Source organism: Staphylococcus sp. B1(2026) (genome assembly GCF_058895785.1).
On record NZ_JBZXTS010000008.1, the window covers coordinates 1 to 24,184 of the forward strand.

Below are 24,184 nucleotides of genomic sequence, written 5' to 3' on the forward strand. Positions count from 1 at the left end.
CATCAACACTCTTTGACAAAGAGCCCATTTTATTCATTATGATAAATAAAAAAGAAGGGTTCCCCCTTCTTTTTTTATTTGTTATTAATCTAAAAATTGAATAAATTGTTGTACATGTTGACTCAATTCTGTTTTTTGATCAGCTGTTAATTCAAATTCCCCAGTTTGGAATGCTTCTCTTGGTAATTCAATTGCACTACCTTCCCCAGGTAAAACATCCATTTTAATCATTTTAATAATATCTAAAACTTGTTTTTTAGCATGCACACCTTTAGAATGTCCTGCAGCAGATGAAACTGTTGCTTTTTTGTCATGTATAATTGTTGGTTGACCATATACTGCATCGCTTGTTTTATGACGTGATAACCAATCTAATAAGTTTTTTAAACCACCTGGAATTGCTGAATTATATTCAGGTGTGAAAAACCACACTGCATCAGCTGCTTCTACTTCTTGACGCACTTCAGAAACTTCTGTTGGTGTTGGAAATTCAATATCTTGGTTTAATAATGGTAGTTTAGAATAATCTAAAAATGTAGTTGAATGACCATGCTTAGCTAATTCTTCTGCTACATGAGTTGCTACAACTTTGTTAAATGATTTCTCTCTTAGTGAACCTACAACTAATAAAATATTTTTTGGCATTTTGCTATCTCCTATATATCATTTTTGTTTTACATACTAATTATATATTTATATATTTAATAAATCAATTTATTAGCTTACTTTTTGTAAGTGTAAAATGATAAAAAGAATGGGAGACATTTTCCCATTCTTTCTATTATTATTCTTCTACACTTACTTCTTGTTGTTCTGGTGCATTGAAAAATTGTTGACCATTACCTTGTCCTTCTTGTAAACCTAACAACTCATTAACTGTGACTAGTTCATAGCCTTCTGATTGCAACCATTCTATGACAGCTGGTACAGTATCTACTGAAGTTTTATGAATATCGTGCATTAATATAATGGCACCATTTTTTGTACCCGCTTGTACACGTTCTAAAATAATTTTAGAATTTTTATTTTTCCAATCTTCAGTATCTACAGACCACATAATAATTGGCATATTTGCAATACTCGCTACATGCTCATTAACACTACCATAAGGTGGACGTAAAGTCATTATACCTTTGGCACCTGCTTTACGTAAAACATCTGTTGTTGAATTAACTTGTTCACTAACACGACTATCATTTAGTCCAGCTAATGCTGGGTGATTCCATGTGTGATTAGCTACTTGATGTCCTTCAGCAACTTGACGTTTAATAATTTCTTCATTACCTATCACATGGCTACCAATTTCAAAGAATGTCGCCTTAGCATGATATTGTTTTAAAATATCTAATAATCTAGGTGTTAATGTCGCATCTGGACCATCATCGAAAGTTAATGCTACACGTTTCCAAAAATTAGGATTTTTTACAATACTATGACGATATTCTGGTTTAATAAAGTCAACCAATGGACGTAATGGTGTCGATAATGTTGTTAAACCACTAACATTATCTTTCGTTGCAAAATGAAAAGTAATGATGTCTTCATTATCTTCGTTTAATGACAATTCATAATTGGCAAATAAATTTTCATTTGCTTTTAACGCTTTTTCAAATTGTGTTTGTGAGATTTTTTTTGAAATTTCTTCATTAGCTGCTAATACTTCTATAATTTTTTGATTTGCTTGTTGAGGATCACTAAAAATAGCCAATGGTGACATCAACGATTTATTTTCAGGTGTATAAATATATGAGTAATATTTTTGATTTGTTTCTTTATCGGAAGTTGTCGTTGATATGATATTAATCATATAACTATTTTTTAAAATACCTGTAGATTTTACTTCTGTTGCCAATTTCAAATGATTCGGATTATCATCTATTTGTGCTTGTTCAAAATATGCTTTTTTTTCTGCTGTTACATCTTTTGACAATTGCTCAGTAATTTTTTTATCTTTTACAACTGGATAAGTTATTTGATAATTAAAGACTGGTGAAGCTAAGCTAACTTTTTTTATTGATAAATTTTCGTCTAATTGTTCATTTTTAGTGACTTCATATTTTTGTGCTTCTTTCATATAATCTGTATGATTCACACTGTACCAAATAACACCTAAGATTAAAACTGCTAAAAAGATAATACTACCTAATAATGTAATAATAAAGCCTTTTTTTGACATTAGTTTTCTCCTTTATCTAATTGCACTAAAACTTCATTTAAATCTTTAAAACTCATTGTTGCAGGTTTTAAAGCTGACATCACGTGTTCTTTAGTAGAAACACCTGTTTGTACATGAATGGTATCAATTTCTGAATTAATTCCTGCCAAAATATCAGTATCGTAATTATCACCGACAAAGACAATTTCAGATTTAGCTAGCCCCATTGCTTCTATCGCTAAATCCATAATAATATGATAAGGTTTCCCAATAAAAGTGGCTTTTTGTCCAGTTGTTATTTCAACAGCTGACGTTAAAGCGCCATTACCTGGTTGACGTCCTGTTTCTAAAGGAATAGCTACATCTGGATTAGTAGAAATAAAGATTGCACCATTTTGTATCGCTGTACTTGCTTGAACTAATTTTTGATAATTAATTTGTGTATCTAATCCCATCACAACAATATCTGCTTGATTAGCATCTGATGTTATTGAAATATTTTTTTCTTTCAATGCATTCATAATACCTGATTCACCGATAGCAAAAACAACTTTATTAGGATAATTTTGTTCAATATAAGTGGCTGTTGCTTGTGCTGTTGTATAAACATGAGATACGTCTGTTATAATACCAAATTGTTTTAATTTGTCTACTACTGCTTGAGGTTCTCGTGTTGAATTATTCGTTACAAATGTATATGATAAATTATTCTGTTTTAAATAATCAATAAATGCTACTGCACCAGGTAAAATTTTATTACCTAAATATATTGTACCATCTAAATCTAATAAATAACCTTGATAATTTTTCATCGTTTCTTCCTTTCTATCGTAATCATTACTATTATACAACAAAATCATTTTACTTTGGCATTTATTTTAAATATTGATTATAATAAAATAATAAACTTAAGGAGAATTAATAATTATGACTATAGAATTTTTATATGATGATACAGAACATAGCCAAACAAGATTTGTTAGCTTTTTTACTGATCATAGCCGCTATGATTTAGCACTGATTAATTCAGATAAATTTTATGGCAAAACTGTCGTACTTGATTTGCAAAGTCAACACTTTGCCTTATTTGGCAGTGATAATTTAAATCTTGATTATATTCAACAATATTTCAAAGGTGATGATGATTATGCTCAAGATTTATTAGAATTTTTATTACAAGTGATAGATAATTAGAAATCACCCCTTGTTAAATTCAACAAGGGGTGATTTAATTTTAATCTACAAAAATTGTATCTTCTTCTGGTGCATCAACTATCATTTCTTCGTCTTCTATTTCTTTTTTGAAATAGGCATCGTTATATTGTGCCATACCTGTTCCAGCTGGAATCAGTTTACCAATAATAACATTTTCTTTAAGACCTAATAGTTCGTCACGTTTACCTTTAATTGCTGCATCTGTTAACACACGTGTTGTTTCTTGGAATGATGCTGCTGATAAGAAACTTTCTGTTTCTAATGATGCTTTAGTAATACCTAATAAGACTGGTTTAGCTGTGGCTAATTGACCACCTTTAACTAGTACTTTAGCATTTTCATCAGTGAATTGGTGAATATCAATTAATGCACCTGGTAATAATGTTGTATCTCCAGCATTAATAATACGTACTTTACGTAACATTTGACGTACCATTACTTCAACGTGCTTGTCAGATACTTCTACCCCTTGCATACGATAAACTTTTTGTACTTCACATAATAAATAATTTTGTACAGCTTGTAAACCAGCAACCGATAATAATTGTTTTGGTTCAATTGAACCTTCAGTTAAAGCTTGTCCACGTTGTACTTGTTCATTCTCAACAACTAATAAACGTGTTGAAGCATAAGCATGATATGTACGTGATTCTTTATCATTTGTAACAACAATTGTACGGTTATGATCAGCGTCTAATGTTACTTCAGTTACAATACCTGTAATTTCAGAAATAACTGCTTGTCCTTTAGGATTACGCGCTTCAAATAATTCTTGAATACGAGGTAAACCTTGTGTAATATCGGCACCGGCAACCCCACCTGTATGGAAGGTACGCATCGTTAACTGTGTCCCTGGTTCACCAATAGATTGGGCAGCAATTGTACCAACTGCTTCACCAACTTCTACTTTTTCACCAGTTGCTAAGTTTTTACCGTAACATTTTTCACAAACTCCGTGACGTGTGTTACATGTAAATGCTGAACGAATTACAGCTCCTGTAATACCTGCATCTTGAACTTCTTTAGCCATATCTGTTGTAATTAATTCATTAGCACGAACAATTACAGCACCTGTTTCTGGATGACGAATTGATTCTTTAGCATAACGTCCTTCTAAACGTTCTTCTAATGATTCGATTTCATCTGTACCATTTTTCAATGCTTCTACATATAAACCACGGTCAGTATGACAGTCATGCTCACGAATAATAACATCTTGTGCAACGTCTACTAAACGACGTGTTAAGTAACCTGAATCGGCCGTTTTTAAAGCTGTATCTGCCAAACCTTTACGCGCTCCATGAGATGAAATGAAGTATTCTAATACTGTTAATCCTTCACGGAATGATGAACGTACTGGCATTTCAATAATACGACCAGATGGTGATGCCATTAAACCACGCATACCTGCTAACTGTGTAAAGTTTGAAGCATTACCACGGGCTCCAGAGTCACTCATCATAAAGATAGGGTTTAATTCTGGTAAAGAAGCCATTAAGTTATCCTGAATGATATCTTTGGCATCCGCCCATTGTTTAATAACATTTTGATAACGTTCTTCTTCTGTTAATAAACCACGACGATATAAGTGCATGATTTTATCAACATTTTGTTGTGCATCTGCTAAAATATCATGTTTTGTAGGTAATACGACAACGTCTGCTACCCCTACTGTAATACCAGCTTTAGATGAATATTTAAAACCTAAGTCTTTCATTCTGTCTAACATTTTAGATGTTTCTGTAATGTGGAATTTATCAAAAACTTCTGCAATGATTTTAGATAAGAAACCTTTTTTAAATGGTGTAACTGGTTCAGTTGTTTGTAAATATTCTGGTAAACCACCTTCAGGTAATTCACTAGCTTTTACAAAATATTTTTCAGGTGTTGCAACTTCTAAGTTAACAGAAGTTGGTTCATTTAAATAAGGGAATGATTCTGGTAAAATTTGGTTAAAAATAATTTTACCTACAGATGTAATTAATAATTTATCATCTTCCAACTGCGTAAATGTTGGATTATTTAATGATTTCGCACGTACACCAATACGTGAGTGTAAATGAACATAACCATTTTGATAAGCCATTAATACTTCATTAGCATCTTTAAAAATCATACCTTCACCAATAGAACCTGGGCGCTCTAATGTTAAGTAATAGTTACCTAATACCATATCCTGAGATGGTGTTACAACTGGTTTACCATCTTTAGGGTTTAAGATATTTTGTGCGGCTAATAATAACATACGTGCTTCTGCTTGTGCTTCTTTAGATAAAGGTACGTGAACAGCCATTTGGTCACCATCAAAGTCAGCATTAAATGCTGTTGTTACTAATGGGTGTAAACGAATAGCACGACCTTCTACTAAAATTGGTTCAAAGGCTTGAATACCTAAACGGTGAAGCGTAGGTGCTCGGTTTAATAGTACTGGGTGTTCTTTAATAACATCTTCAAGTACATCCCAAACGCAATCTTCCATACGTTCAATTTTACCTTTAGCATTTTTAACATTTGTTGCCATATCTCTAGCAACTAATTCTTTCATCACAAATGGTTTGAATAATTCTAAAGCCATTTCTTTCGGTAAACCACATTGATACATTTTTAAATTTGGACCAACAACGATTACAGAACGTCCTGAATAATCGACACGTTTACCTAATAAGTTTTGACGGAATCGACCATGTTTACCTTTTAACATATGTGATAATGATTTTAATGGACGATTACCTGGACCAGTTACTGCACGACCACGACGACCATTATCAATTAAAGCATCTACAGCTTCTTGTAACATACGTTTTTCATTTTGTACGATAATACCAGGTGCGCCTAACTCTAATAAACGTTTTAATCGATTATTACGGTTAATTACACGACGATATAAATCATTTAAATCACTCGTTGCAAAACGACCACCATCTAATTGTACCATCGGACGGATTTCTGGTGGAATAATTGGTAACACGTCTAAAATCATCCACTCTGGTTTATTACCAGAATTACGGAATGACTCAACGACTTCCAGACGTTTAATTGCACGTGTTAAACGCTGATTTGAACGACTGTTAGAATCTGACGCTGTTTGTAACTCTTCACGTAATTCTTTTAATTCAGTATTTAAATCAATATCTTTTAATAAATCTTTAATTGCTTCCGCACCCATTTTAGCTACGAATGAATCTCTACCATAAGTACGTTCAGCTTCACGATATTCACCTTCAGAAATCAATTGTTTTTTAACAAAATGTGTTTTCCCAGGATCAATAACTGCATAAGAAGCAAAATAAATTACTTCTTCTAGTGAACGTGGTGACATATCTAAAAGTAGACCCATACGACTTGGAATCCCTTTAAAGTACCAAATATGACTGACTGGTGCAGCTAATTCGATATGACCCATTCTTTCACGACGTACTTTGGCACGTGTAACTTCTACACCACAACGATCACAAACGATACCCTTGTAACGTACGCGTTTATATTTACCACATGAACATTCCCAGTCCTTAGTTGGACCAAAGATTTTTTCACAGAATAAACCGTCACGTTCTGGTTTTAATGTACGATAATTGATTGTTTCGGGTTTTCTAACTTCTCCATGAGACCATTCTCTAATTTTTTCTGGTGAAGCTAACCCTATTTTCATATAAGCAAAATCATTTACATCAATCAAGGAGCCTACCTCCTTTTCTATTTCTTATTATTAGATTTAACTAACAGCACCGATTGATTACTAGTAGTGACAGGTAACTTATCATTACCTGTACTACTCTATTGTTGTTAACTATACTTCTTTAATTACTTCATCTTTAATAACTAAACTTGTTCCATTTTCACGTGCGGCTTGTTGCTCACGCATTAATTGATCTGAATCTTTAGGCTCTGGTAAGAAATCATCATCATCAATAGCTGACATATCAATTTCTTCGTCTTCTTTATTCATTACTTTAAAGTCCATACCTAATGCTTGTAATTCTTTCATTAATACACGGAAGGATTCAGGTACACCTGGTTTAGGTACATTTTCACCTTTAACAATCGCTTCATAAGCTTTCACACGACCAACTGTATCATCTGATTTAAACGTTAAAATTTCTTGTAAGATATAAGCAGCACCATAAGCTTCTAATGCCCATACCTCCATCTCACCGAAACGTTGTCCACCAAATTGTGCTTTACCACCTAATGGTTGTTGCGTTACTAATGAATAAGGTCCAATAGAACGTGCATGTAATTTATCATCAACCATGTGGGCTAATTTAATCATATACATAATTCCTACTGATACTCTATTATCAAATGGTTCTCCTGTACGTCCGTCATAAAGTACTGTTTTAGCATCTTTAGACATACCTGCTTGCTCAATCATACCCCAAACATCATTATCATCAGCACCATCAAATACAGGTGATGCAACATATTCACCTAATAATTTAGCTGCCATACCAAGATGTAATTCTAACACTTGTCCAATGTTCATACGTGAAGGTACCCCTAATGGGTTTAACATGATATCAATTGGTGTACCATCTGGTAAGAATGGCATATCCTCTTCCGGTAAAATATTAGAGATAACCCCTTTATTACCGTGACGTCCGGCCATTTTATCACCCACACGAATTTTACGTTTTTGAACAATATATACACGTACTAATTGGTTGACACCTGGTGATAATTCTGCACCTTCTGAACGATTAAAGACTTTAACATCTAAAATAATTCCGCCGGCACCATGTGGTACACGTAATGAAGTATCACGTACTTCACGTGCTTTTTCACCAAAGATTGCATGTAATAAACGTTCTTCAGCACTTAATTCTGTCATACCTTTAGGTGTTACTTTACCTACTAAAATGTCACCATCATTTACTTCAGCTCCAATGCGAATAATACCACGCTCATCTAAATCACGTAAGGCACTCTCACCTACATTTGGAATATCACGTGTGATTTCTTCAGGGCCTAATTTAGTATCACGTGATTCTAATTCATATTCTTCAACGTGAATTGATGTATAAACATCATCTTTTACTAAACGTTCGCTCATAATAACGGCATCTTCATAGTTATAACCATCCCAGTTAACGAAAGCAACAGTTACATTACGACCTAAAGCCATCTCACCATTTTCCATTGAAGGACCGTTCGCTAAAATATCACGTTTTTCTACTTTATCGCCAACTTTAACTAATGGACGTTGGTTATATGAAGTTGAGTGATTAGAACGTGCATATTTATGAACTTTATACTTATCTAAATGTGTTTTTGTTGCTACGCCATTGACTTCTTCTATACGACGTACACGAATTTCTCTAGCATCTACATATTCAACTACACCATCATATTTTGCAACAACGGCAGCACCTGAATCACGTGCTGCAACATGCTCCATACCTGTACCAACTATTGGTGCTTCTGGATTCATTAATGGTACTGCTTGACGTTGCATGTTGGCACCCATTAATGCACGGTTAGAGTCATCATTTTCTAAGAAAGGAATACATGCTGTTGCAGCTGAAACAACTTGCTTAGGAGATACATCCATATAACCCATTTTTTCTCTAGGTAATACTGTGTTTTCACCACGATATCGACAAACGACAAATTCTTCTGCAAATGCGTTATCTTCATCTAACTGAGAATTTGATTGCGCAACGACATAGTTATCTTCTTGATCAGCTGTTAAATAATGGATTTCTCCAGTTACTACCATTTTACCGTCAATTTCTTTAACTTTACGGTAAGGTGACATAATGAAACCAAATTCATTTAAACGTGCAAATGATGATAATGAGTTAATCAAACCGATGTTTGGTCCCTCTGGTGTTTCAATTGGACACATACGACCGTAATGTGAAGGGTGAACGTCACGCACTTCCATTCCAGCACGTTCACGTGTTAAACCACCTGGTCCTAAAGCTGATAAACGTCGTTTATGCGTTAACTCAGATAATGGGTTAGTTTGATCCATGAACTGTGATAATTGTGAACTACCAAAGAATTCTTTAATTGATGCAATCACTGGACGAATATTAATCAATTGTTGTGGTGCCATTTGATCACTATCTTGGATACTCATACGTTCACGCACAACACGCTCCATACGAGATAAACCGATACGGAATTGATTTTGTAATAATTCACCAACACAGCGTAAACGACGATTACCTAAATGGTCAATATCATCAATCTTACCGATTAATTCAAATTCAAATCCTACACTGTTTTTACGATTATTTAATAATACTAAATAATAATTCATAGATGCAATAATATCTGATGGTGTAACTGTACGTATATCGTCATTCGGCCATGCATTACCAATAATTGTAATTGTTTCATCAGGATTAGCTTGATTAACAATTTTGAAGACTTGCAATTCAATTGTATCATTGCCATCTAATGGGTTTGCCATTTCATATTCAACTAAATTCGCAACGTGTTTTAAAGGCTCGTAAATTTCATCTAAAATTTGACGTGTTAATTTTTGACCAGCTTCTACTAAGATTTCTCCTGTATCTGTATCAACTATTGGTTCTGCCAAAATTTGATTTTCTAAACGACCACTTACATGTAATTTATTGTTTAATTTATAACGACCTACATTAGCTAAATCATAACGTTTGTCATCGAAGAAACGTGCATGTATCAAGCTACGTGCATTTTCTACGTTGGCTGGTTCTCCTGGACGTAATCGCTCATAAATTTCAATTAAAGCATCATCAGTCGACTCCGTATTATCTTTTTCAAGTGTGTTTAATATCACTTGACTTGAACCAAGTATATCAATTATTTCTTTATCTGTACCGAAACCTAATGCGCGTAATAATACTGTTAAAGGTAATTTTCGTGTACGGTCGATTCTTACGTAAGCGATATCTTTAATATCTTTTTCGTATTCTAACCATGCCCCACGATTTGGTATTACTGTTGTTTTATATGCGTTATTTACATTTTTACCACGTAATTTATCATCTTCTGTAAAATACACAGATGGCGAACGTACTAATTGTGATACAATAACACGTTCTGCACCATTAATAATAAATGTACCTGTATCAGTCATTAGCGGGAAATCTCCCATAAATACTTCTTGTTCTTTAATTGTTTCTTCTTCACCATTATTGTGAGCCAAACGTACTTTAACACGTAATGGTGCTGAGTAAGTTACATCTCTTTCTTTTGATTCATCAATTGTATATTTAGGTTCACCTAATTTATAATCAATGAAGTCTAGCGATAAATTACCAGTGAAATCAGTAATTGGAGAAATATCTCGGAACATTTCTCGAATCCCTTTTTCTAGAAACCATTCATACGAAGCTGTTTGAATTTCAATTAAATTTGGTAATTCTAGTACTTCTGAAATTTTCGCAAAGCTACGACGTTTTCGGTGTTTACCGTATTGAACTAGTTGACCTGTCAACTGTGTCACCCCTTATCTAGTATTTTGCGCAATTAGGATTAATGGTATTTAAAAAGACCAAAAGAAAACGTAAAAATTTCATGTTATTTTACATTTTCAGTCTATATTTATCCTTATCCAACCAGTTTAACTCGCGCATAGTCAGACCGGTCGCTATTATTATTCTAGCATTATATAAATTTAACATAATTTCAATAACTAGTCAATAAAAAAACCATTTTTTTACTCTTCAATATATAATAACCTTTATTTTTAGCCACTACTTCTACATTACCAAATGTTTCTTCCATTACTTTTTTAGCCGAAGGCATCCCTTGTTTTTTCTGAATAACGACCCATAATTCTCCATTATCAACTAACACTTGATATGCATTAGTTAAAATGGAATGCACTACCTCTTTGCCCGCTCTAATAGGTGGGTTCGTTACAATAATATCTGCACTATTGTCAACAATACCATGCAAACCATCATTCTCTTTAATATCAATACGCTGTTCACAACGATTTAGACGACAATTTTCCATCGCTAATTCTAAAGCTCTCGTATTAACATCTAACATCAAACTTTTTAATTGCGAATTGTCTAATAATAAAGCAATCGTTAAAGGACCATAGCCACAACCAACATCAATCATTTTTGTCATCCATGGTTGCACTTTAACTTGACGAATTAATTCCTGGGAACCAAAATCAATATTTTTTTTACTAAAAACACCATTATCTGTATAAAATTTTATTGTATGTTCTAATAAATTTACTGTTAACATTTTTTTATCACTTTGAACTTCTGGTTGTCGACTATAATAATGTTTTGTCATATTTTTCTCCTAAACACATAAATTAAAAAAGAGTGATGACGATGTCACCACTCTTGATTAAATCATTAATTATTTAACTTCTACAGAAGCACCAGCTTCTTCTAATTTAGCTTTCATTTCTTCAGCTTCTTCTTTAGAAACGCCTTCTTTAAGAGTTGATGGCGCACCATCTACTTTTTCTTTAGCTTCTTTTAAGCCGTCGCCTGTGATTTCACGAACTGCTTTAATAACTTTAATTTTTGATGCACCAGCATCTGTTAATACTACATCAAATTCAGTTTTTTCTTCAGCAGCAGCAGCGCCACCAGCAACAACAGCTACAGGAGCAGCTGCAGTTACACCGAATTCTTCTTCAATTGCTTTTACTAAGTCGTTTAACTCTAAAACTGACATTTCTTTAATAGCTTCTAAAATTTGTTCTCTAGTCATTATAAAATCCTCCATAATATGTGTTTAATTGTAATTTAATGATGTTAAGTTCAAGATTAAGCCTCTTGACCTTCTTTTTGATCTGCAACTGCTTTAATAGCAAGTGCAGTGTTGCGAATTGGTGCTTGTAATACTGAAAGTAACATTGAAAGTAAACCTTCGCGTGATGGTAATTCTGCGATTGCTTTAACTTCTTCTAATGAAGTTACTTTACCTTCGATGGCACCAGCTTTAATTTCTAATGCTTGGTGTTCTTTAGCAAAGTTATTTAAAATACGTGCTGGTGCAATAACATCTTCTGTTGAAAATGCAATCGCATTAGGACCAGTTAAAACTTCGTTTAATTCACCTAAACCAGCTTTTTCAGCAGCACGACGCACTAATGAATTTTTGTATACTTTAAATTGAATACCTTCTTCACGTAATTGCTTACGTAATTCAGTAACTTCAGCAACATTTAAACCACGGTAATCAACAACAACTGTTGATACACTAGCTTTTAATTGTTCTGCAATAACTTCTACTGCTTGTTTTTTAGCTTCAATTGCTTTAGACATGTAAGTACCTCCTATAAAATTTATCATTTATACGTGGTCTTTCTATATGCATAAAAAGACGTTCTTTGTACCTGATTAGACACAAAGAACGTCGTTTAAACGTACTTTAGATTGTCCTCGGTAGGATAATTAAGTGTAAACACCCCTACTGTCTTTGGTACAAATGATATATGACTTTTATTATTTTATATTATTTATATTGTATTGTCAACTACAAATTATAAATTTGTAGGATCAATTTTCACACCAGGACCCATTGTTGTTGATACAGCAACAGATTTAACATAAGTACCTTTAGCTGCAGCTGGTTTAGCTTTTTGCACAGCGCCAGCAATTGCATTAAAGTTTTCTACCAATGCTTCTTTAGTGAATGATACTTTACCAATTGGTGCATGAATAATACCAGCTTTTTCTGCACGGTATTCAACTTGACCAGCTTTAATATCATTTACAGCTTTAGTCACGTCCATTGTAACAGTACCTGTTTTAGGGTTTGGCATTAAACCTTTAGGACCTAATACACGACCTAAACGTCCTACTTGACCCATCATGTCTGGTGTTGCAACGATTACGTCAAAATCAAACCAACCTTGTTGGATTTTGTTAATGTACTCGTCGTCACCAACGAAATCAGCACCAGCAGCTTCTGCTTCTTTTGCTTTTTCGCCTTTTGCAAATACTAATACACGTGCAGTTTTACCTGTACCGTTTGGTAACACGATTGCACCACGGATTTGTTGATCATTTTTACGTGTGTCAATTCCTAAACGGAATGCCACTTCTACAGTTGCATCAAAGCCTACTGTACTTGTTTTTTGCGCTAATTCAATCGCTTCTTCAACTACATATAAAGTATCACGATCGATTAATTTTGCAGCTTCAAGATATTTTTTACCTTTTTTAGCCATTTTCTTTTCCTCCTATAAGTGGTTTTAGCGGAATGTCCTCCCACATTTTACAAAACAAAGATTGCGTATTTTACGCAACCTTATCAGCATTAATGAATAAGTGATGAATTAACCTTCAACAACGATACCCATTGAACGTGCTGTACCTTCTACCATACGCATTGCTGCTTCAACAGAAGCTGCATTTAAATCTTCCATTTTTTCTTGAGCGATTTGGCGTACTTGTTCACTTGTTACAGTTGCAACTTTTTTCGTATTAGGTTCACCAGAACCTTTTTCGATTTTAGCTGCTTTTTTTAATAGAACTGCAGCAGGTGGTGTTTTAGTAATAAATGTAAATGAACGGTCTTCAAATACAGAAATTTCTACTGGAATAATTAAACCTACTTGTTCTTGTGTACGTGCATTAAATTCTTTACAGAATCCCATAATATTAACCCCTGCTTGACCTAATGCAGGACCTACTGGTGGCGCTGGGTTTGCTTTCCCAGCTGGAATTTGTAACTTAACTACTTTGATAACTTTTTTAGCCACGAGAAGACACCTCCTTGAAATACTCGTGTAGTGGTAAACTTGAGCCTTAAATTTTTGCTCTCCCACTTACGTTATCGGGCTATTTTTAGCCTGACTTCGCTATAATACCACAGTGCAAAATTCATTTCAACTATTTTATTTGAGATTTTAATTTTTTTCTGATTCATATAAAATAATGTTCAACACATCATTCAATTTGAAAAATTGTCAATGACTTCTGGGATATAGTCGTAGATACCATTTAATTTTTTCGACTCAATAATATTACCTCTCTTATAGACTTCATATTCTTGTCTTGCAATAAATAATTTTTGTTCATCTGTTAGTTTATTCATTACTTTTTCCTTTCTGTATTCTTCTTTCTTCAAGCATTTCATCTAGCATTTCAGATGAACTACTAATATCAAAATATAATTTATTATCTTTTTTATCTAAAATACTTTGCAAGTAAAATTATTTATTGTGATTAATAATTAACTCAAAACTAATACCTCCTAACGGATTCCATTTTACTGAATTAACATCTAACATATAAGATTGAATAATACCTTCGTTGGTATAAGCTTTTTCATCCCAATAATATATTAATTCTTCAAATACATCCTTTACTTCTTGTGTTTCTAACACTTTTATCATTTCCTCTTTACTTGGATAACCCATCATTCTTTCACAACCGCCATTAGTTAGAAATATAATTAAAATTGTAAGTGGTAATACTAAAGTTAATAGTACCTTTATCCATTTTCTTTTTTTCATTTTTTCTCCTGTTAATATAAATTCTTCATAATGTAATTAATTTTAAATTGTATAAATTAATTATATATTATATTTATAGTTTCTTAATCAAATCATAAGTTATTAAATAATGCATCCATCAAATGATGAATGCATTATTGTGCTTATTTATTTACATTTTTTCTACTTGGTTCATTTCTACTTCTACTTTAGTTTCATGACCCATCATATCAATTAAAATATCTAATTTTAAGTCTTTTTGATTAACAGCAATAATCTCACCTGTACGATCTACAAATGGCCCTGAGATCACTCGTACATGCTCACCTTCATCAAATTCGGCATCGATATTAATTGACATACCCATTTCTTTTAATAAGAAGCTCACTTCTTCTGGTAATAATGGACTTGGTTTTGAACCTGAACCTGCTGATCCTACAAAACCTGTGACACCTGGTGTGTTACGTACAACGTACCAAGAATCATCTGTCATAACTAACTCAACTAAAACATAGCCAGGGAAAGTTTTCTTCTTCATTGTTTTTTGTTTACCATTAACAACTGAAGTTTCTTCTTGTTCAGGAATCATTACTCTGAAAATTTTATCCTGCATATCCATTGTTTCTACACGTTTTTCTAAATTTGTTTTTACACTATTTTCATATCCTGAATAAGTATGTACGACATACCATTGCTTTTCTGATTGTTGATTCTCCATTATTTACTTGCCCCCTATTTGATTAATCGAATTAAACTTGAAATACCCATATCAACTAAATAAAAGAATGCCGCCATAAATGTTACTGTAGCAATAACAACTGCCGTATATTTCATTAACTGTTTACCAGTAGGCCAAGATACTTTTTTCATTTCTATTTTAACATTGCTTAAAAAACGAAACATCTTTATTTCACTCCCCTTATTATAATACTCATTTATTCATTTCAACCATCTACTAATATATAATAAAAAGTGCGTAGATACAACCATTTTAATTATTTTTTACTTGTCACAGCTACAAGTTTTTTTCTGATATGATAAACTTTATTTGTTACTTGCTTATAACTTCATGACAGTTGCATGGCAATTTGTTGATAACTATAACCACGTAATAAGTAGTCAATCAATCGTTGCTCTTCTGGCAAACAATATTGCTTAATAAGTGATAGTTTATCGAGTTTATCCATGATAAATTCTGGATATTTATCTGCAATTTGATAAGTTAATTCATCAATCGTTTGTACTTGCTTCATAACAGTTTTTCTTGATGTGTAATAACGAATCATATTACAAACACGATGGTGCAAACAAATTTTAGCATAGGCACCAAAAGCACATGAGCTTTGAGATAAATCATACGTTTGAATAGCTTTATAAAAAGTTAATTCTAGTTCTTGTTGTAAGTCACACCATTCATCATTATGATATCGATATTGTTGTGACACTTCTTTGATAATAAGCGGATAATATTTATCTCTGAGATAAGTATAATGCTCATCTACATCTTCTTGACATTGAATTTTTCTTATGGCTTGTTGCTCTTTCATTATAACACCTACCTTTACAGTTAGTTATAACTAAAAGCACCAAGAAAACTGCAACTCGTTAAATACAAATTAAACACAATTAAAATGGTAATATTTATATTATGTTTATTAGCTATATTATATAGATAAGCTCAACACATTATTATTGTCTTTTTGTGAAAACTTCATACATAATTAATGCTGCTGCGACTGAAGCATTTAAACTTTGTACATGTCCCGTCATTGGCAAGTGAATTAAAAAGTCACATTTTTCTTTAGTTAAGCGACTCATGCCTTCACCTTCACTACCAATTACAATCGCTAAGTTCATCTTAACATCTAATGTACGATAATCTTGAGATTGTTGCACATCAGTACCGGCTACCCAATAACCTTGTTCTTTTAATTTGTCAATTGTTTGTGCTAAATTCGTGACACGCATCACTGGTACATATTCAATTGCACCTACTGAAGCTCTTGCTACTGTTGCCGTTAAACTGACTGAACGACGTTTAGGAATGATAATCCCATCTACACCCGTTGCATCGGCTGTTCGTAAAATAGATCCCAAATTATGTGGATCTGATAAGCCATCTAAAATAAGTACTGTACGGAAACCTTCTTGTTGTCGCTTTTCAGCTAACCATTCATCAAAATCTGTGTACTCATAAGCAGCAACATAAGCTAATACACCTTGATGTGGCGTATCTGTTAATTGATCTAATTTTGCTTTAGGTACTAATTGCACTGGAATCGACTGTTCTTTTGCTTGTTCAATGACTTGTTTAATACGTTGTTTATCTAAAGTCTCTTGAATTAAAATTTTATTCATTGCACGTTTCGCTGCTATTGCTTCTAATACCGCATTTTTACCTGTAATAATCTCACTTTCTGGATTATCATCTACGATAGGTGCGACTTGTTTCTTCGGTTTAAATTTTTTATTATTTTGTCTATAGGGTTTCATTATGCCTCCTTCATTAACTGCTCTGCTATGATAATAGATTGTTGTATAAATTGCGACAATCTTTGTTGCTGTCCTTCTAAATATAAATAACCAATCACCGCTTCAAATCCTGTTGAATGACGATAAGTTAAAACATCTGTATTTTTGGCCTTAGTTGCTGATTTAGCATTTCTACCACGTTTCATAATCATTTGTTCTTGATCTGTTAAAAAATCTTGTTCTACTAAACGTGCTAAAATTGCTGCTTGTGCTTTAGCTGAAACATAACGTGTTGATAATCGATGTAATTCATTTGGTTTAGCTAACCTGTCACAAACAATATGTGTACGCACTGCTTGCTCATAAACACTATCGCCTAAATAAGCTAATGCCAAGGCACTTAAACTCTCTGTTTTAATCATGCTAGCCTCGCTTCCAACGTACACCTTGTGGTGTATCTTCTAAAATAATTTGTTGTGCTTTTAATATATCACGTATTTCATCTGCACGGCCAAAGTTTTTTTGTTGACGTGCTTGTTGACGTTCTTCGATTAATTGTTCAATGTCTTCTTCTAATAATTGATTTTCTTTAATAATTTGAACACCTAACACTTCTTCGAAATCTTTAAATAAACGATTAAAACTTTCAATATCACTTTGATAAATGATATCTTGTGTCGCATAAATATTAGCCTTTTTAGCAATATCATACAGTTCTGTAATTGCATTAGCTGTATTAAAATCATCATCCATCGCAGTAATAAAACGTTGATGTGCTTGATTCAACCAATCAGACATTTCACTTTCCAATGTTGTTACTTGTGCATCTGCAAGACGATAATTTAAATTTTGATAAGCTGTTTGAATACGTTCTAAACCAGTTTTTGCAACTTCTAATAATTCATCACTAAAATTAATCGGACTTCTATAATGTACACTTAACATAAAGAAACGCAATACATTAGGATCAACTGTTTTTAGAATGTCATGTACCGTCACAAAATTACCTAATGATTTACTCATTTTTTCATTATCAACATTTAAGAAACCATTATGCATCCAATAATTAGCAAATGTTTTATCATTATGACATTCTGACTGTGCAATTTCATTTTCATGATGTGGAAATGTTAAATCATGACCACCTGCATGAATATCTAATGTATCTCCTAAATAAGCACGCGCCATAACAGAACATTCAATATGCCATCCCGGACGTCCCTCACCAAAAGGACTTGACCAAGTAATTTCTCCTGGTTTCGCTGCTTTCCATAAAGCAAAATCTAAGTCATCTTCTTTATGTTCACCTAAATCAACACGTGCACCTGCTTGTAAATCATCAATTGATTGTTTACTTAGTTGACCATAATTCTCAAATTTACGTGTTCTAAAATAAACATCACCTTGTGAACGATAAGCATATCCTTTATCAATTAATACTTGAATAAATTCTATAATATCTGACATATGCTCAGTCACTTTAGGATTATGTGTTGCACGATGACAATTTAATGCATCAGTATCTTGATAATAAGCAGCAATAAAACGTTCTGTTAATTGGGGTACAGCTTCACCTAATTGCTGGGCAGCTAAAATAATTTTATCATCAACATCTGTAAAATTAGACACGTAATTAACTTCGTACCCTCGATACATGAAATAACGACGCACTGTGTCAAAGGTAATCGAAGCACGTGCATTACCGATATGAATATAATTATAAACTGTTGGGCCACAAACATACATTTTTACTTTTTTATCTTCTAATGGTATAAATTGTTCTTTTTGTCTTGTTAATGTATTATAAATTTTTATCATCGTTAACCTCCTGTTGGCTTTGTAATTGCTCAATTTTTCTTTCAAGTTCCAAATATTGTTGTTCTAATATATCAGGTATTTGTTGATTAAAGTCTTTAACTCTTACACCATTTTGACGAATAATTTTACCTGGTATACCTACCACTGTAGCATTATCAGGCACATCTTTTACTACAACTGAATTAGCACCAATTTTTACATTATCACCTATACGAATATTACCTAAAATTTTAGAACCTGCAGCAACAAGAACATTATTTCCTACTTTCGGATGTCTATCACCTTTAGCATTACCTGTACCCCCTAAAGTTACACCTTGATACAAAGTAACATTATCACCTATCACTGCAGTTTCACCTATGACGACACCCATGCCATGATCTATGAAAAAATGATGCCCTATCTTAGCAGATGGATGGATCTCAATTCCTGTTTTTCTTCTTACTCTTGATGACAAATATAAAGCTAAACCACAATAGCCTTTACTATATAAATAATGGTTGATACGATACCACCAGATAGCATGTAAGCCCGCATAAGTACAAAGAATAAGCCATGTAGATGTTGCTGCTGGGTCTTGTTCTTTGACCATCTGTATATCTTCTCTCATCATTTTTAACATTCAATGAACCTCCTATCTAAAAAACACCCTTACCTATCAATAGGTAAAGGTGTTGATTACACGGTTCCACTTTACATTTGCTAAATAGCCTTATTAACTGTAATAACGACAGTTACCCCGTTCAAATCTACTCATTTCAATTTGACATACATTAAGATGCATTCATTAAAGTCAACAATGTTTTATTTTCAGCATAGATAAAACTCTCTGTTTTGTTGATGATTTTAATTACTTGTTCTTATGATTATTTTTATTTGTTTATCACTGAATTCAAACGTAAAGCAACACGTTCACGACCTAATAATTCTAAAGAAACTGGTAATTCTGGTCCATGTGTTTCTCCAGTTGTCGCGACACGAATTGGCATAAATAAGTTTTTACCTTTACATCCTGTTTCTTGTTGTACTTCTTTAATCGCTGCTTTTAACCCATCAGCAGTAAAATCAGGTAATGTATTCACTTTAGCTAAGAAAGCTTGTAATACTTGTGGTACTGTTTCACCTGCTAATACTTGCTGGCATTCTTCATTATAATCAATATGATCTTTGAAGAACATTTCTGATAATGGCACAATTTCAGCACCATAACTCATTTGTTGGTGATATTGACCAATGACTTTAGTTACCCATTCTAATGCTTCACCCGACACATCTTGAGCAACTTTACCTGCTTGTTGTAAGTGTGGCAATGCTAATGCAACAACTGTTTCTAATGATGCTTTTTTCATGTAAGCATTATTAACTGACGCCAATTTCTTATTATCAAAGAATGCAGGTGATTTTGATAAACGTTTTTCATCAAAAATTTCAATAAATTGTTCTTTAGTGAATATTTCTTCTTCACCTTCTGGTGACCATCCTAATAAAGCAATAAAATTAAATAATGCTTCTGGTAAATAACCTAATGCTTGGTATTGTTCAATAAATTGAATAATAGATTCATCACGTTTTGATAATTTTTTACGACTTTCATTAACAATTAATGTCATGTGACCAAAACGTGGTGTATCCCAACCGAACGCTTCGTAAATCATTTGTTGTTTTGGTGTATTTGAAATATGGTCATCCCCACGTAAAACATGTGTAATTTCCATAAAATGATCATCTACTGCTACAGCAAAATTATAAGTCGGTACACCATCTTGTTTAACAATTACAAAATCACCAATATTATCAGATTCAAAGGCAACCTCACCTTTGACCATGTCATCAAAACGATAAGTTTTATCTTGTGGCACACGGAAACGAATAGATGGCTTACGTCCTTCCGCTTCAAAAGCTGCTTGTTGTTCAGCTGTCAAATGTGCATGTTGACCACCATAACGTGGCATTTCACCACGTGCACGTTGTGCTTCACGTTCTTCTTCTAATTCTTCAGCTGTCATATAACATTTATAAGCTTTATCTTCTGCTAATAATTTATCATATAATTCTTTATAAATATCAAGACGTTCAGATTGACGATAAGGTCCAAATTGCCCTTCTTTTTCGGCACCAATACCTTCATCAATATCAATACCTAACCATTTTAAATATTTGATTTGAGAACTTTCACCTTCCGCAATATTTCTTTGTGCGTCAGTATCTTCAATACGTAAAATAAATTCCCCTTTATAGTGACGTGCAAATAAATAATTAAATAATGCTGTACGCGCATTACCGATATGCAAATGTCCAGTTGGACTTGGTGCATAACGCACACGAACTTTTTGATTTAATGTCATGTTTTTTCCTCCAAAGATTAATTTTCTCTATACTCTTTCATATTATAAAATGAATAGTTAACTTTCTCAAGCTATTGTTTTACTAAAAGAACGACTGCTTGACTAGCAATCCCTTCTTGACGTCCCGTAAATCCTAATTTTTCTGTAGTTGTTGCTTTAACATTCACTTGAGATACTGCTACCTGTAAAATATCTGCAATAACTTGACGCATATCATCAATATATGGACGAAACTTTGGACGTTCCGCCATAATTACTGCATCAATATTTCCTAGGTGATAACCTTGTTGTTGTGCCATCTCCCAAACTTGTTGTAATAATATTTTAGAATCTGCATCTTTAAATTTAGCATTTGTATCTGGAAAAAACTTACCAATATCACCTAATGCTAGTGCACCTAAAATAGCATCTGTAATTGTATGTAATAACACGTCTGCATCAGAATGGCCTAATAATCCTTTATCATGTGGAATTTCTATTCCTCCAATAATCAAAGGACGCCCTTCTACTAATTGATGTACATCATAACCTTGACCTATTCTAAACATTGTTTTTTCTCCTCTGTTGTTGTGTTGCTAATAAACGATTAAATAATAAATATTCAATTTGTGGTAATTGTTGTACTTTCTCTACACCTAACATTGCCATAATAGCAATTAACTGTTGTTGCCATTTTTTCAAATAATCAATGGTTTCGTCGACACCATGTTGTGTCAAATAATATAAAATTTGACCTGATACACCTACCATATTCGCACCTAATACTAATGATTTAATTATATCTAAGGGCTGACGAATACCTCCCGAAGCAATTAAAGTAGTTGGTAAGACTTGTTCCTGTTGTAATAACAAACTTTGACAAGTCGACAATCCCCAATCATATAAATAATCAAAACGTGGTTGTGGCGCACGCATATCTTCAATTTGCGCAAAATTTGTACCCCCACGCCCACTAATGTCAATATGCTGAACACCAATCTCCATTAATTTTTCAACAGTTTGACGACTCATACCAAAACCTACTTCTTTTACAATAACAGGTACTTGACTCGCTTGCACAATCTTATCAATATTAGTTAACCATTGGCTATAATCTCGATCACCTTCGGGCATCACAACTTCTTGTGCTGCATTAATATGAATTTGTAAAGCATTAGCCTCAATCATATCAATTGCACGTTGTGCATCGTCTACTGATTTACCTGCACCTATATTTGCCATAATAAATGATTGTGGCGCTGTTTGTCTTAAAATCTTAAAACTTTGTTGTTGTGTATGATCTATTAACGCAATACTTTGAGAGCCAGTAGCAATAGCTAAGCCACATTGTTTAGCAATATAAGCTAATTGTTCATTAATTTGACTCGCTTTATCACTCCCTCCTGTCATCGCATTAATGAAAAAAGGATACGCAAAAGTAGTTTCTAAACCTTCAGTTGTCAAAGTAATTTGTTGTTGATCAATTTGTGGTAAAGAATTATGCATTAATTGCACATCATCGAAATCATTATGATGAGACTGATATAATTTTAAAGCATAATGTAAATGTTCATCTTTACGATTCATACAAACTCCTTTCAACATCTTTAATACTTTTATACTAACAAAATATAACTAGATAATCTAGTCTGTCCATTGACTTTAAGTTATAATTAATCTAAATAAATGACTTCAAACGAAAAAGAAGCGAGATCTCGCTTCTTTTTATTAATCTTCAAATATAAAGTCTTCATCTGTTAATGCTTCGACATTCATCGATACAACATAACCATCACCTTTAACTGAGAAAAAGTCATGATTTTTCGTTGTAACATCCATCGCATTTTCAATAATCGGATTAATATCATTATGTTCAAAATAAGGTTCAAAACCTAAATTAGCCAAAGCACGGTTACCATTATATTTAATATAATCAATCACTTCTTCAGTTAAATTAATTTTATCGTATAAATCAGTTGTATAAGCCACTTCATTTTCAAATAAAGCATCTAATAATTCATACATTTCTTGATTTGCACGTGCTTGTTCTTCACTATCTAATTTTAAAAATAATTCTTGCGCATCAAAACCAGTAAACGAACCGTGAATAGTTTCGTCTAATAAAATTTTACGAATAATTTCACCTGATGTAGTTAATTTACCTTGACCAGCTAAATACAATGGATAAAAGAAACCTGAATAAAATAGAAAACTTTCTAAAAATACTGAAGCGACACGTGCCATATATTGGTCATATAATTTTGTTGTTGGTTTAAACAATTTATGGTAGTAATTAACAATACGATTTGCTTTGTAAGTTAAGTAAGTATTATTTGGCACCCATTCATCTAATAAATAGTCTGTTTCTTTTGAAGGTAATAATGATGTAAAAATTGTTGAATATGATTTGGCATGAATTTGTTCCATCATTGCCATAAAAGTATAAACTGCACGTTTTCTTAAATCTTCTGTGTGCATAGCAATTAATGGCATTCCATCATCCGCTTGTTGCGTATCTAATCCTGTTAGTCCAGCTAAAACTTTTTTATAAGTATCTTGTTCATCCTCTGATAAAGCATTCCATGTCGTAATATCTTTTGATACTTTAAACTCAGTATCGACCCAAAATTGGGAGATATTTTGTTTCCAATACATGAACGTCAAATCATCTTGTGTATTCCAATTAACAGCTTTCATGATAATCCCCTCTCTATTTAAATGCTATTTTATCATTAGAGTTAAGTCATGACAAGTAAGACTATTAAATAAATTTTGTCAACTTAGATACTT

General features: G+C 32.9%; 24 protein-coding genes and 1 other annotated feature. Of the genes, 1 reads left to right on the forward strand and 23 read right to left on the reverse strand.

Annotated features, from left to right (window positions below; genetic code table 11):
* Positions 1-84: 84 nt before the first annotated feature.
* The 3 genes from AC5EAH_RS02555 to AC5EAH_RS02565 form a co-directional block, all read right to left on the reverse strand.
* Complete coding sequence (locus AC5EAH_RS02555) at positions 85-645, reverse strand: NADPH-dependent FMN reductase (RefSeq protein ID WP_493493185.1); 561 nt, start codon at positions 643-645, stop codon at positions 85-87.
* 139 nt (positions 646-784) lie between these two features.
* Entirely contained in the window at positions 785-2,176 is a 1,392-nt protein-coding gene (locus AC5EAH_RS02560) for a polysaccharide deacetylase family protein (RefSeq protein ID WP_493493186.1), read from the reverse strand.
* Positions 2,176-2,967, reverse strand: a complete 792-nt coding sequence (locus AC5EAH_RS02565) for a TIGR01457 family HAD-type hydrolase (protein ID WP_493493187.1) — start codon at positions 2,965-2,967, stop codon at positions 2,176-2,178. The genes AC5EAH_RS02560 and AC5EAH_RS02565 overlap by 1 nt, the downstream gene beginning before the upstream one ends.
* 115 nt (positions 2,968-3,082) lie before the next feature.
* On the opposite strand from AC5EAH_RS02565, the gene AC5EAH_RS02570 reads away from it, so the two are divergent.
* Positions 3,083-3,349, forward strand: a complete 267-nt coding sequence (locus tag AC5EAH_RS02570) for an SAV0927 family protein (RefSeq protein ID WP_493493188.1) — start codon at positions 3,083-3,085, stop codon at positions 3,347-3,349.
* Positions 3,350-3,389: 40 nt separating this feature from the next.
* Here the strand turns inward: AC5EAH_RS02570 and rpoC are convergent, their stop codons facing one another.
* The 20 genes from rpoC to nrdF all read right to left on the reverse strand — a co-directional run bounded on the left by rpoC (position 3,390) and on the right by nrdF (position 24,091).
* Complete coding sequence (gene rpoC / locus AC5EAH_RS02575; protein ID WP_493493227.1) at positions 3,390-7,019, reverse strand: DNA-directed RNA polymerase subunit beta'; 3,630 nt, start codon at positions 7,017-7,019, stop codon at positions 3,390-3,392.
* A 138-nt stretch (positions 7,020-7,157) separates the two neighbouring features.
* Complete coding sequence (rpoB, locus tag AC5EAH_RS02580; protein WP_493493189.1) at positions 7,158-10,799, reverse strand: DNA-directed RNA polymerase subunit beta; 3,642 nt, start codon at positions 10,797-10,799, stop codon at positions 7,158-7,160.
* Between the two features lie 191 nt (positions 10,800-10,990).
* The gene (locus AC5EAH_RS02585) at positions 10,991-11,617 is read right to left on the reverse strand and encodes a class I SAM-dependent methyltransferase (RefSeq protein ID WP_493493190.1); all 627 of its coding nucleotides are present in this window, start codon (positions 11,615-11,617) and stop codon (positions 10,991-10,993) included.
* 69 nt (positions 11,618-11,686) lie between these two features.
* On the reverse strand, positions 11,687-12,049 hold the full coding sequence (rplL, locus tag AC5EAH_RS02590; RefSeq protein WP_493493228.1) for a 50S ribosomal protein L7/L12: 363 nt from the start codon (positions 12,047-12,049) through the stop codon (positions 11,687-11,689).
* 53 nt (positions 12,050-12,102) lie between these two features.
* Positions 12,103-12,603 carry a 50S ribosomal protein L10 gene (rplJ, locus tag AC5EAH_RS02595; protein WP_493493191.1) on the reverse strand — a complete coding sequence of 167 codons (501 nt, stop codon included), beginning with the start codon at positions 12,601-12,603 and terminating at the stop codon, positions 12,103-12,105.
* A 44-nt stretch (positions 12,604-12,647) separates the two neighbouring features.
* Positions 12,648-12,779 (reverse strand) — a sequence feature (ribosomal protein L10 leader region).
* 42 nt (positions 12,780-12,821) lie between these two features.
* Positions 12,822-13,511, reverse strand: a complete 690-nt coding sequence (gene rplA / locus AC5EAH_RS02600; RefSeq protein WP_493493192.1) for a 50S ribosomal protein L1 — start codon at positions 13,509-13,511, stop codon at positions 12,822-12,824.
* 108 nt (positions 13,512-13,619) lie between these two features.
* Positions 13,620-14,045 carry a 50S ribosomal protein L11 gene (gene rplK, locus AC5EAH_RS02605; RefSeq protein WP_493493193.1) on the reverse strand — a complete coding sequence of 142 codons (426 nt, stop codon included), beginning with the start codon at positions 14,043-14,045 and terminating at the stop codon, positions 13,620-13,622.
* 191 nt (positions 14,046-14,236) lie between these two features.
* Positions 14,237-14,380, reverse strand: a complete 144-nt coding sequence (locus AC5EAH_RS02610; protein WP_493493194.1) for a hypothetical protein — start codon at positions 14,378-14,380, stop codon at positions 14,237-14,239.
* A gap of 118 nt (positions 14,381-14,498) precedes the next feature.
* The gene (locus AC5EAH_RS02615) at positions 14,499-14,801 is read right to left on the reverse strand and encodes a DUF1310 family protein (protein WP_493493195.1); all 303 of its coding nucleotides are present in this window, start codon (positions 14,799-14,801) and stop codon (positions 14,499-14,501) included.
* 151 nt (positions 14,802-14,952) lie between these two features.
* A complete protein-coding gene (nusG, locus tag AC5EAH_RS02620) occupies positions 14,953-15,498 on the reverse strand; it encodes a transcription termination/antitermination protein NusG (RefSeq protein WP_493493196.1) in 546 nt (181 codons plus the stop codon).
* A 14-nt stretch (positions 15,499-15,512) separates the two neighbouring features.
* Positions 15,513-15,683, reverse strand: coding sequence for a preprotein translocase subunit SecE (gene secE / locus AC5EAH_RS02625; RefSeq protein ID WP_493493197.1), 171 nt, complete (start codon positions 15,681-15,683; stop codon positions 15,513-15,515).
* 164 nt (positions 15,684-15,847) lie between these two features.
* On the reverse strand, positions 15,848-16,327 hold the full coding sequence (locus AC5EAH_RS02630) for a sigma-70 RNA polymerase sigma factor region 4 domain-containing protein (RefSeq protein WP_493493198.1): 480 nt from the start codon (positions 16,325-16,327) through the stop codon (positions 15,848-15,850).
* Between the two features lie 142 nt (positions 16,328-16,469).
* Entirely contained in the window at positions 16,470-17,273 is an 804-nt protein-coding gene (rlmB, locus tag AC5EAH_RS02635; protein WP_493493199.1) for a 23S rRNA (guanosine(2251)-2'-O)-methyltransferase RlmB, read from the reverse strand.
* Complete coding sequence (locus tag AC5EAH_RS02640) at positions 17,273-17,674, reverse strand: Mini-ribonuclease 3 (protein WP_493493200.1); 402 nt, start codon at positions 17,672-17,674, stop codon at positions 17,273-17,275. Before AC5EAH_RS02640 ends, rlmB begins: the two co-directional genes overlap by 1 nt.
* A 1-nt stretch (position 17,675) precedes the next feature.
* The gene (gene cysS / locus AC5EAH_RS02645) at positions 17,676-19,070 is read right to left on the reverse strand and encodes a cysteine--tRNA ligase (RefSeq protein WP_493493201.1); all 1,395 of its coding nucleotides are present in this window, start codon (positions 19,068-19,070) and stop codon (positions 17,676-17,678) included.
* Positions 19,054-19,692 (reverse strand): serine O-acetyltransferase, encoded by a 639-nt coding sequence (gene cysE, locus AC5EAH_RS02650; RefSeq protein ID WP_493493202.1) that lies wholly within the window; start codon positions 19,690-19,692, stop codon positions 19,054-19,056. Before cysE ends, cysS begins: the two co-directional genes overlap by 17 nt.
* Positions 19,693-19,942: 250 nt before the next feature.
* Positions 19,943-21,415 (reverse strand): glutamate--tRNA ligase, encoded by a 1,473-nt coding sequence (gltX, locus tag AC5EAH_RS02655; protein ID WP_493493203.1) that lies wholly within the window; start codon positions 21,413-21,415, stop codon positions 19,943-19,945.
* Positions 21,416-21,486: 71 nt separating this feature from the next.
* A complete protein-coding gene (gene ispF, locus AC5EAH_RS02660) occupies positions 21,487-21,963 on the reverse strand; it encodes a 2-C-methyl-D-erythritol 2,4-cyclodiphosphate synthase (RefSeq protein ID WP_493493204.1) in 477 nt (158 codons plus the stop codon).
* Positions 21,956-22,981, reverse strand: coding sequence for a type 2 isopentenyl-diphosphate Delta-isomerase (fni, locus tag AC5EAH_RS02665; protein ID WP_493493205.1), 1,026 nt, complete (start codon positions 22,979-22,981; stop codon positions 21,956-21,958). The genes ispF and fni overlap by 8 nt, the downstream gene beginning before the upstream one ends.
* A 141-nt stretch (positions 22,982-23,122) precedes the next feature.
* Positions 23,123-24,091: a class 1b ribonucleoside-diphosphate reductase subunit beta gene (nrdF, locus tag AC5EAH_RS02670; protein ID WP_493493206.1), complete on the reverse strand. Its 969-nt coding sequence runs from the start codon at positions 24,089-24,091 to the stop codon at positions 23,123-23,125.
* Between the last annotated feature and the right edge of the window lie 93 nt (positions 24,092-24,184).

Coding starts and splice junctions, on each gene's coding strand:
- AC5EAH_RS02555 (WP_493493185.1), bottom strand. CDS start 645: ATGCCAAAAAATATTTTATTAGTTGTAGGTTCACTAAGAGAGAAATCA.
- AC5EAH_RS02560 (WP_493493186.1), bottom strand. CDS start 2,176: ATGTCAAAAAAAGGCTTTATTATTACATTATTAGGTAGTATTATCTTT.
- AC5EAH_RS02565 (WP_493493187.1), bottom strand. CDS start 2,967: ATGAAAAATTATCAAGGTTATTTATTAGATTTAGATGGTACAATATAT.
- AC5EAH_RS02570 (WP_493493188.1), top strand. CDS start 3,083: ATGACTATAGAATTTTTATATGATGATACAGAACATAGCCAAACAAGA.
- rpoC (WP_493493227.1), bottom strand. CDS start 7,019: ATGAAAATAGGGTTAGCTTCACCAGAAAAAATTAGAGAATGGTCTCAT.
- AC5EAH_RS02585 (WP_493493190.1), bottom strand. CDS start 11,617: ATGACAAAACATTATTATAGTCGACAACCAGAAGTTCAAAGTGATAAA.
- rplJ (WP_493493191.1), bottom strand. CDS start 12,603: ATGTCTAAAGCAATTGAAGCTAAAAAACAAGCAGTAGAAGTTATTGCA.
- rplA (WP_493493192.1), bottom strand. CDS start 13,511: ATGGCTAAAAAAGGTAAAAAATATCTTGAAGCTGCAAAATTAATCGAT.
- AC5EAH_RS02610 (WP_493493194.1), bottom strand. CDS start 14,380: ATGAATAAACTAACAGATGAACAAAAATTATTTATTGCAAGACAAGAA.
- AC5EAH_RS02615 (WP_493493195.1), bottom strand. CDS start 14,801: ATGAAAAAAAGAAAATGGATAAAGGTACTATTAACTTTAGTATTACCA.
- nusG (WP_493493196.1), bottom strand. CDS start 15,498: ATGGAGAATCAACAATCAGAAAAGCAATGGTATGTCGTACATACTTAT.
- secE (WP_493493197.1), bottom strand. CDS start 15,683: ATGTTTCGTTTTTTAAGCAATGTTAAAATAGAAATGAAAAAAGTATCT.
- AC5EAH_RS02630 (WP_493493198.1), bottom strand. CDS start 16,327: ATGAAAGAGCAACAAGCCATAAGAAAAATTCAATGTCAAGAAGATGTA.
- rlmB (WP_493493199.1), bottom strand. CDS start 17,273: ATGAAACCCTATAGACAAAATAATAAAAAATTTAAACCGAAGAAACAA.
- AC5EAH_RS02640 (WP_493493200.1), bottom strand. CDS start 17,674: ATGATTAAAACAGAGAGTTTAAGTGCCTTGGCATTAGCTTATTTAGGC.
- cysS (WP_493493201.1), bottom strand. CDS start 19,070: ATGATAAAAATTTATAATACATTAACAAGACAAAAAGAACAATTTATA.
- cysE (WP_493493202.1), bottom strand. CDS start 19,692: ATGTTAAAAATGATGAGAGAAGATATACAGATGGTCAAAGAACAAGAC.
- gltX (WP_493493203.1), bottom strand. CDS start 21,415: ATGACATTAAATCAAAAAGTTCGTGTGCGTTATGCACCAAGTCCAACT.
- ispF (WP_493493204.1), bottom strand. CDS start 21,963: ATGTTTAGAATAGGTCAAGGTTATGATGTACATCAATTAGTAGAAGGG.
- fni (WP_493493205.1), bottom strand. CDS start 22,981: ATGAATCGTAAAGATGAACATTTACATTATGCTTTAAAATTATATCAG.
- nrdF (WP_493493206.1), bottom strand. CDS start 24,091: ATGAAAGCTGTTAATTGGAATACACAAGATGATTTGACGTTCATGTAT.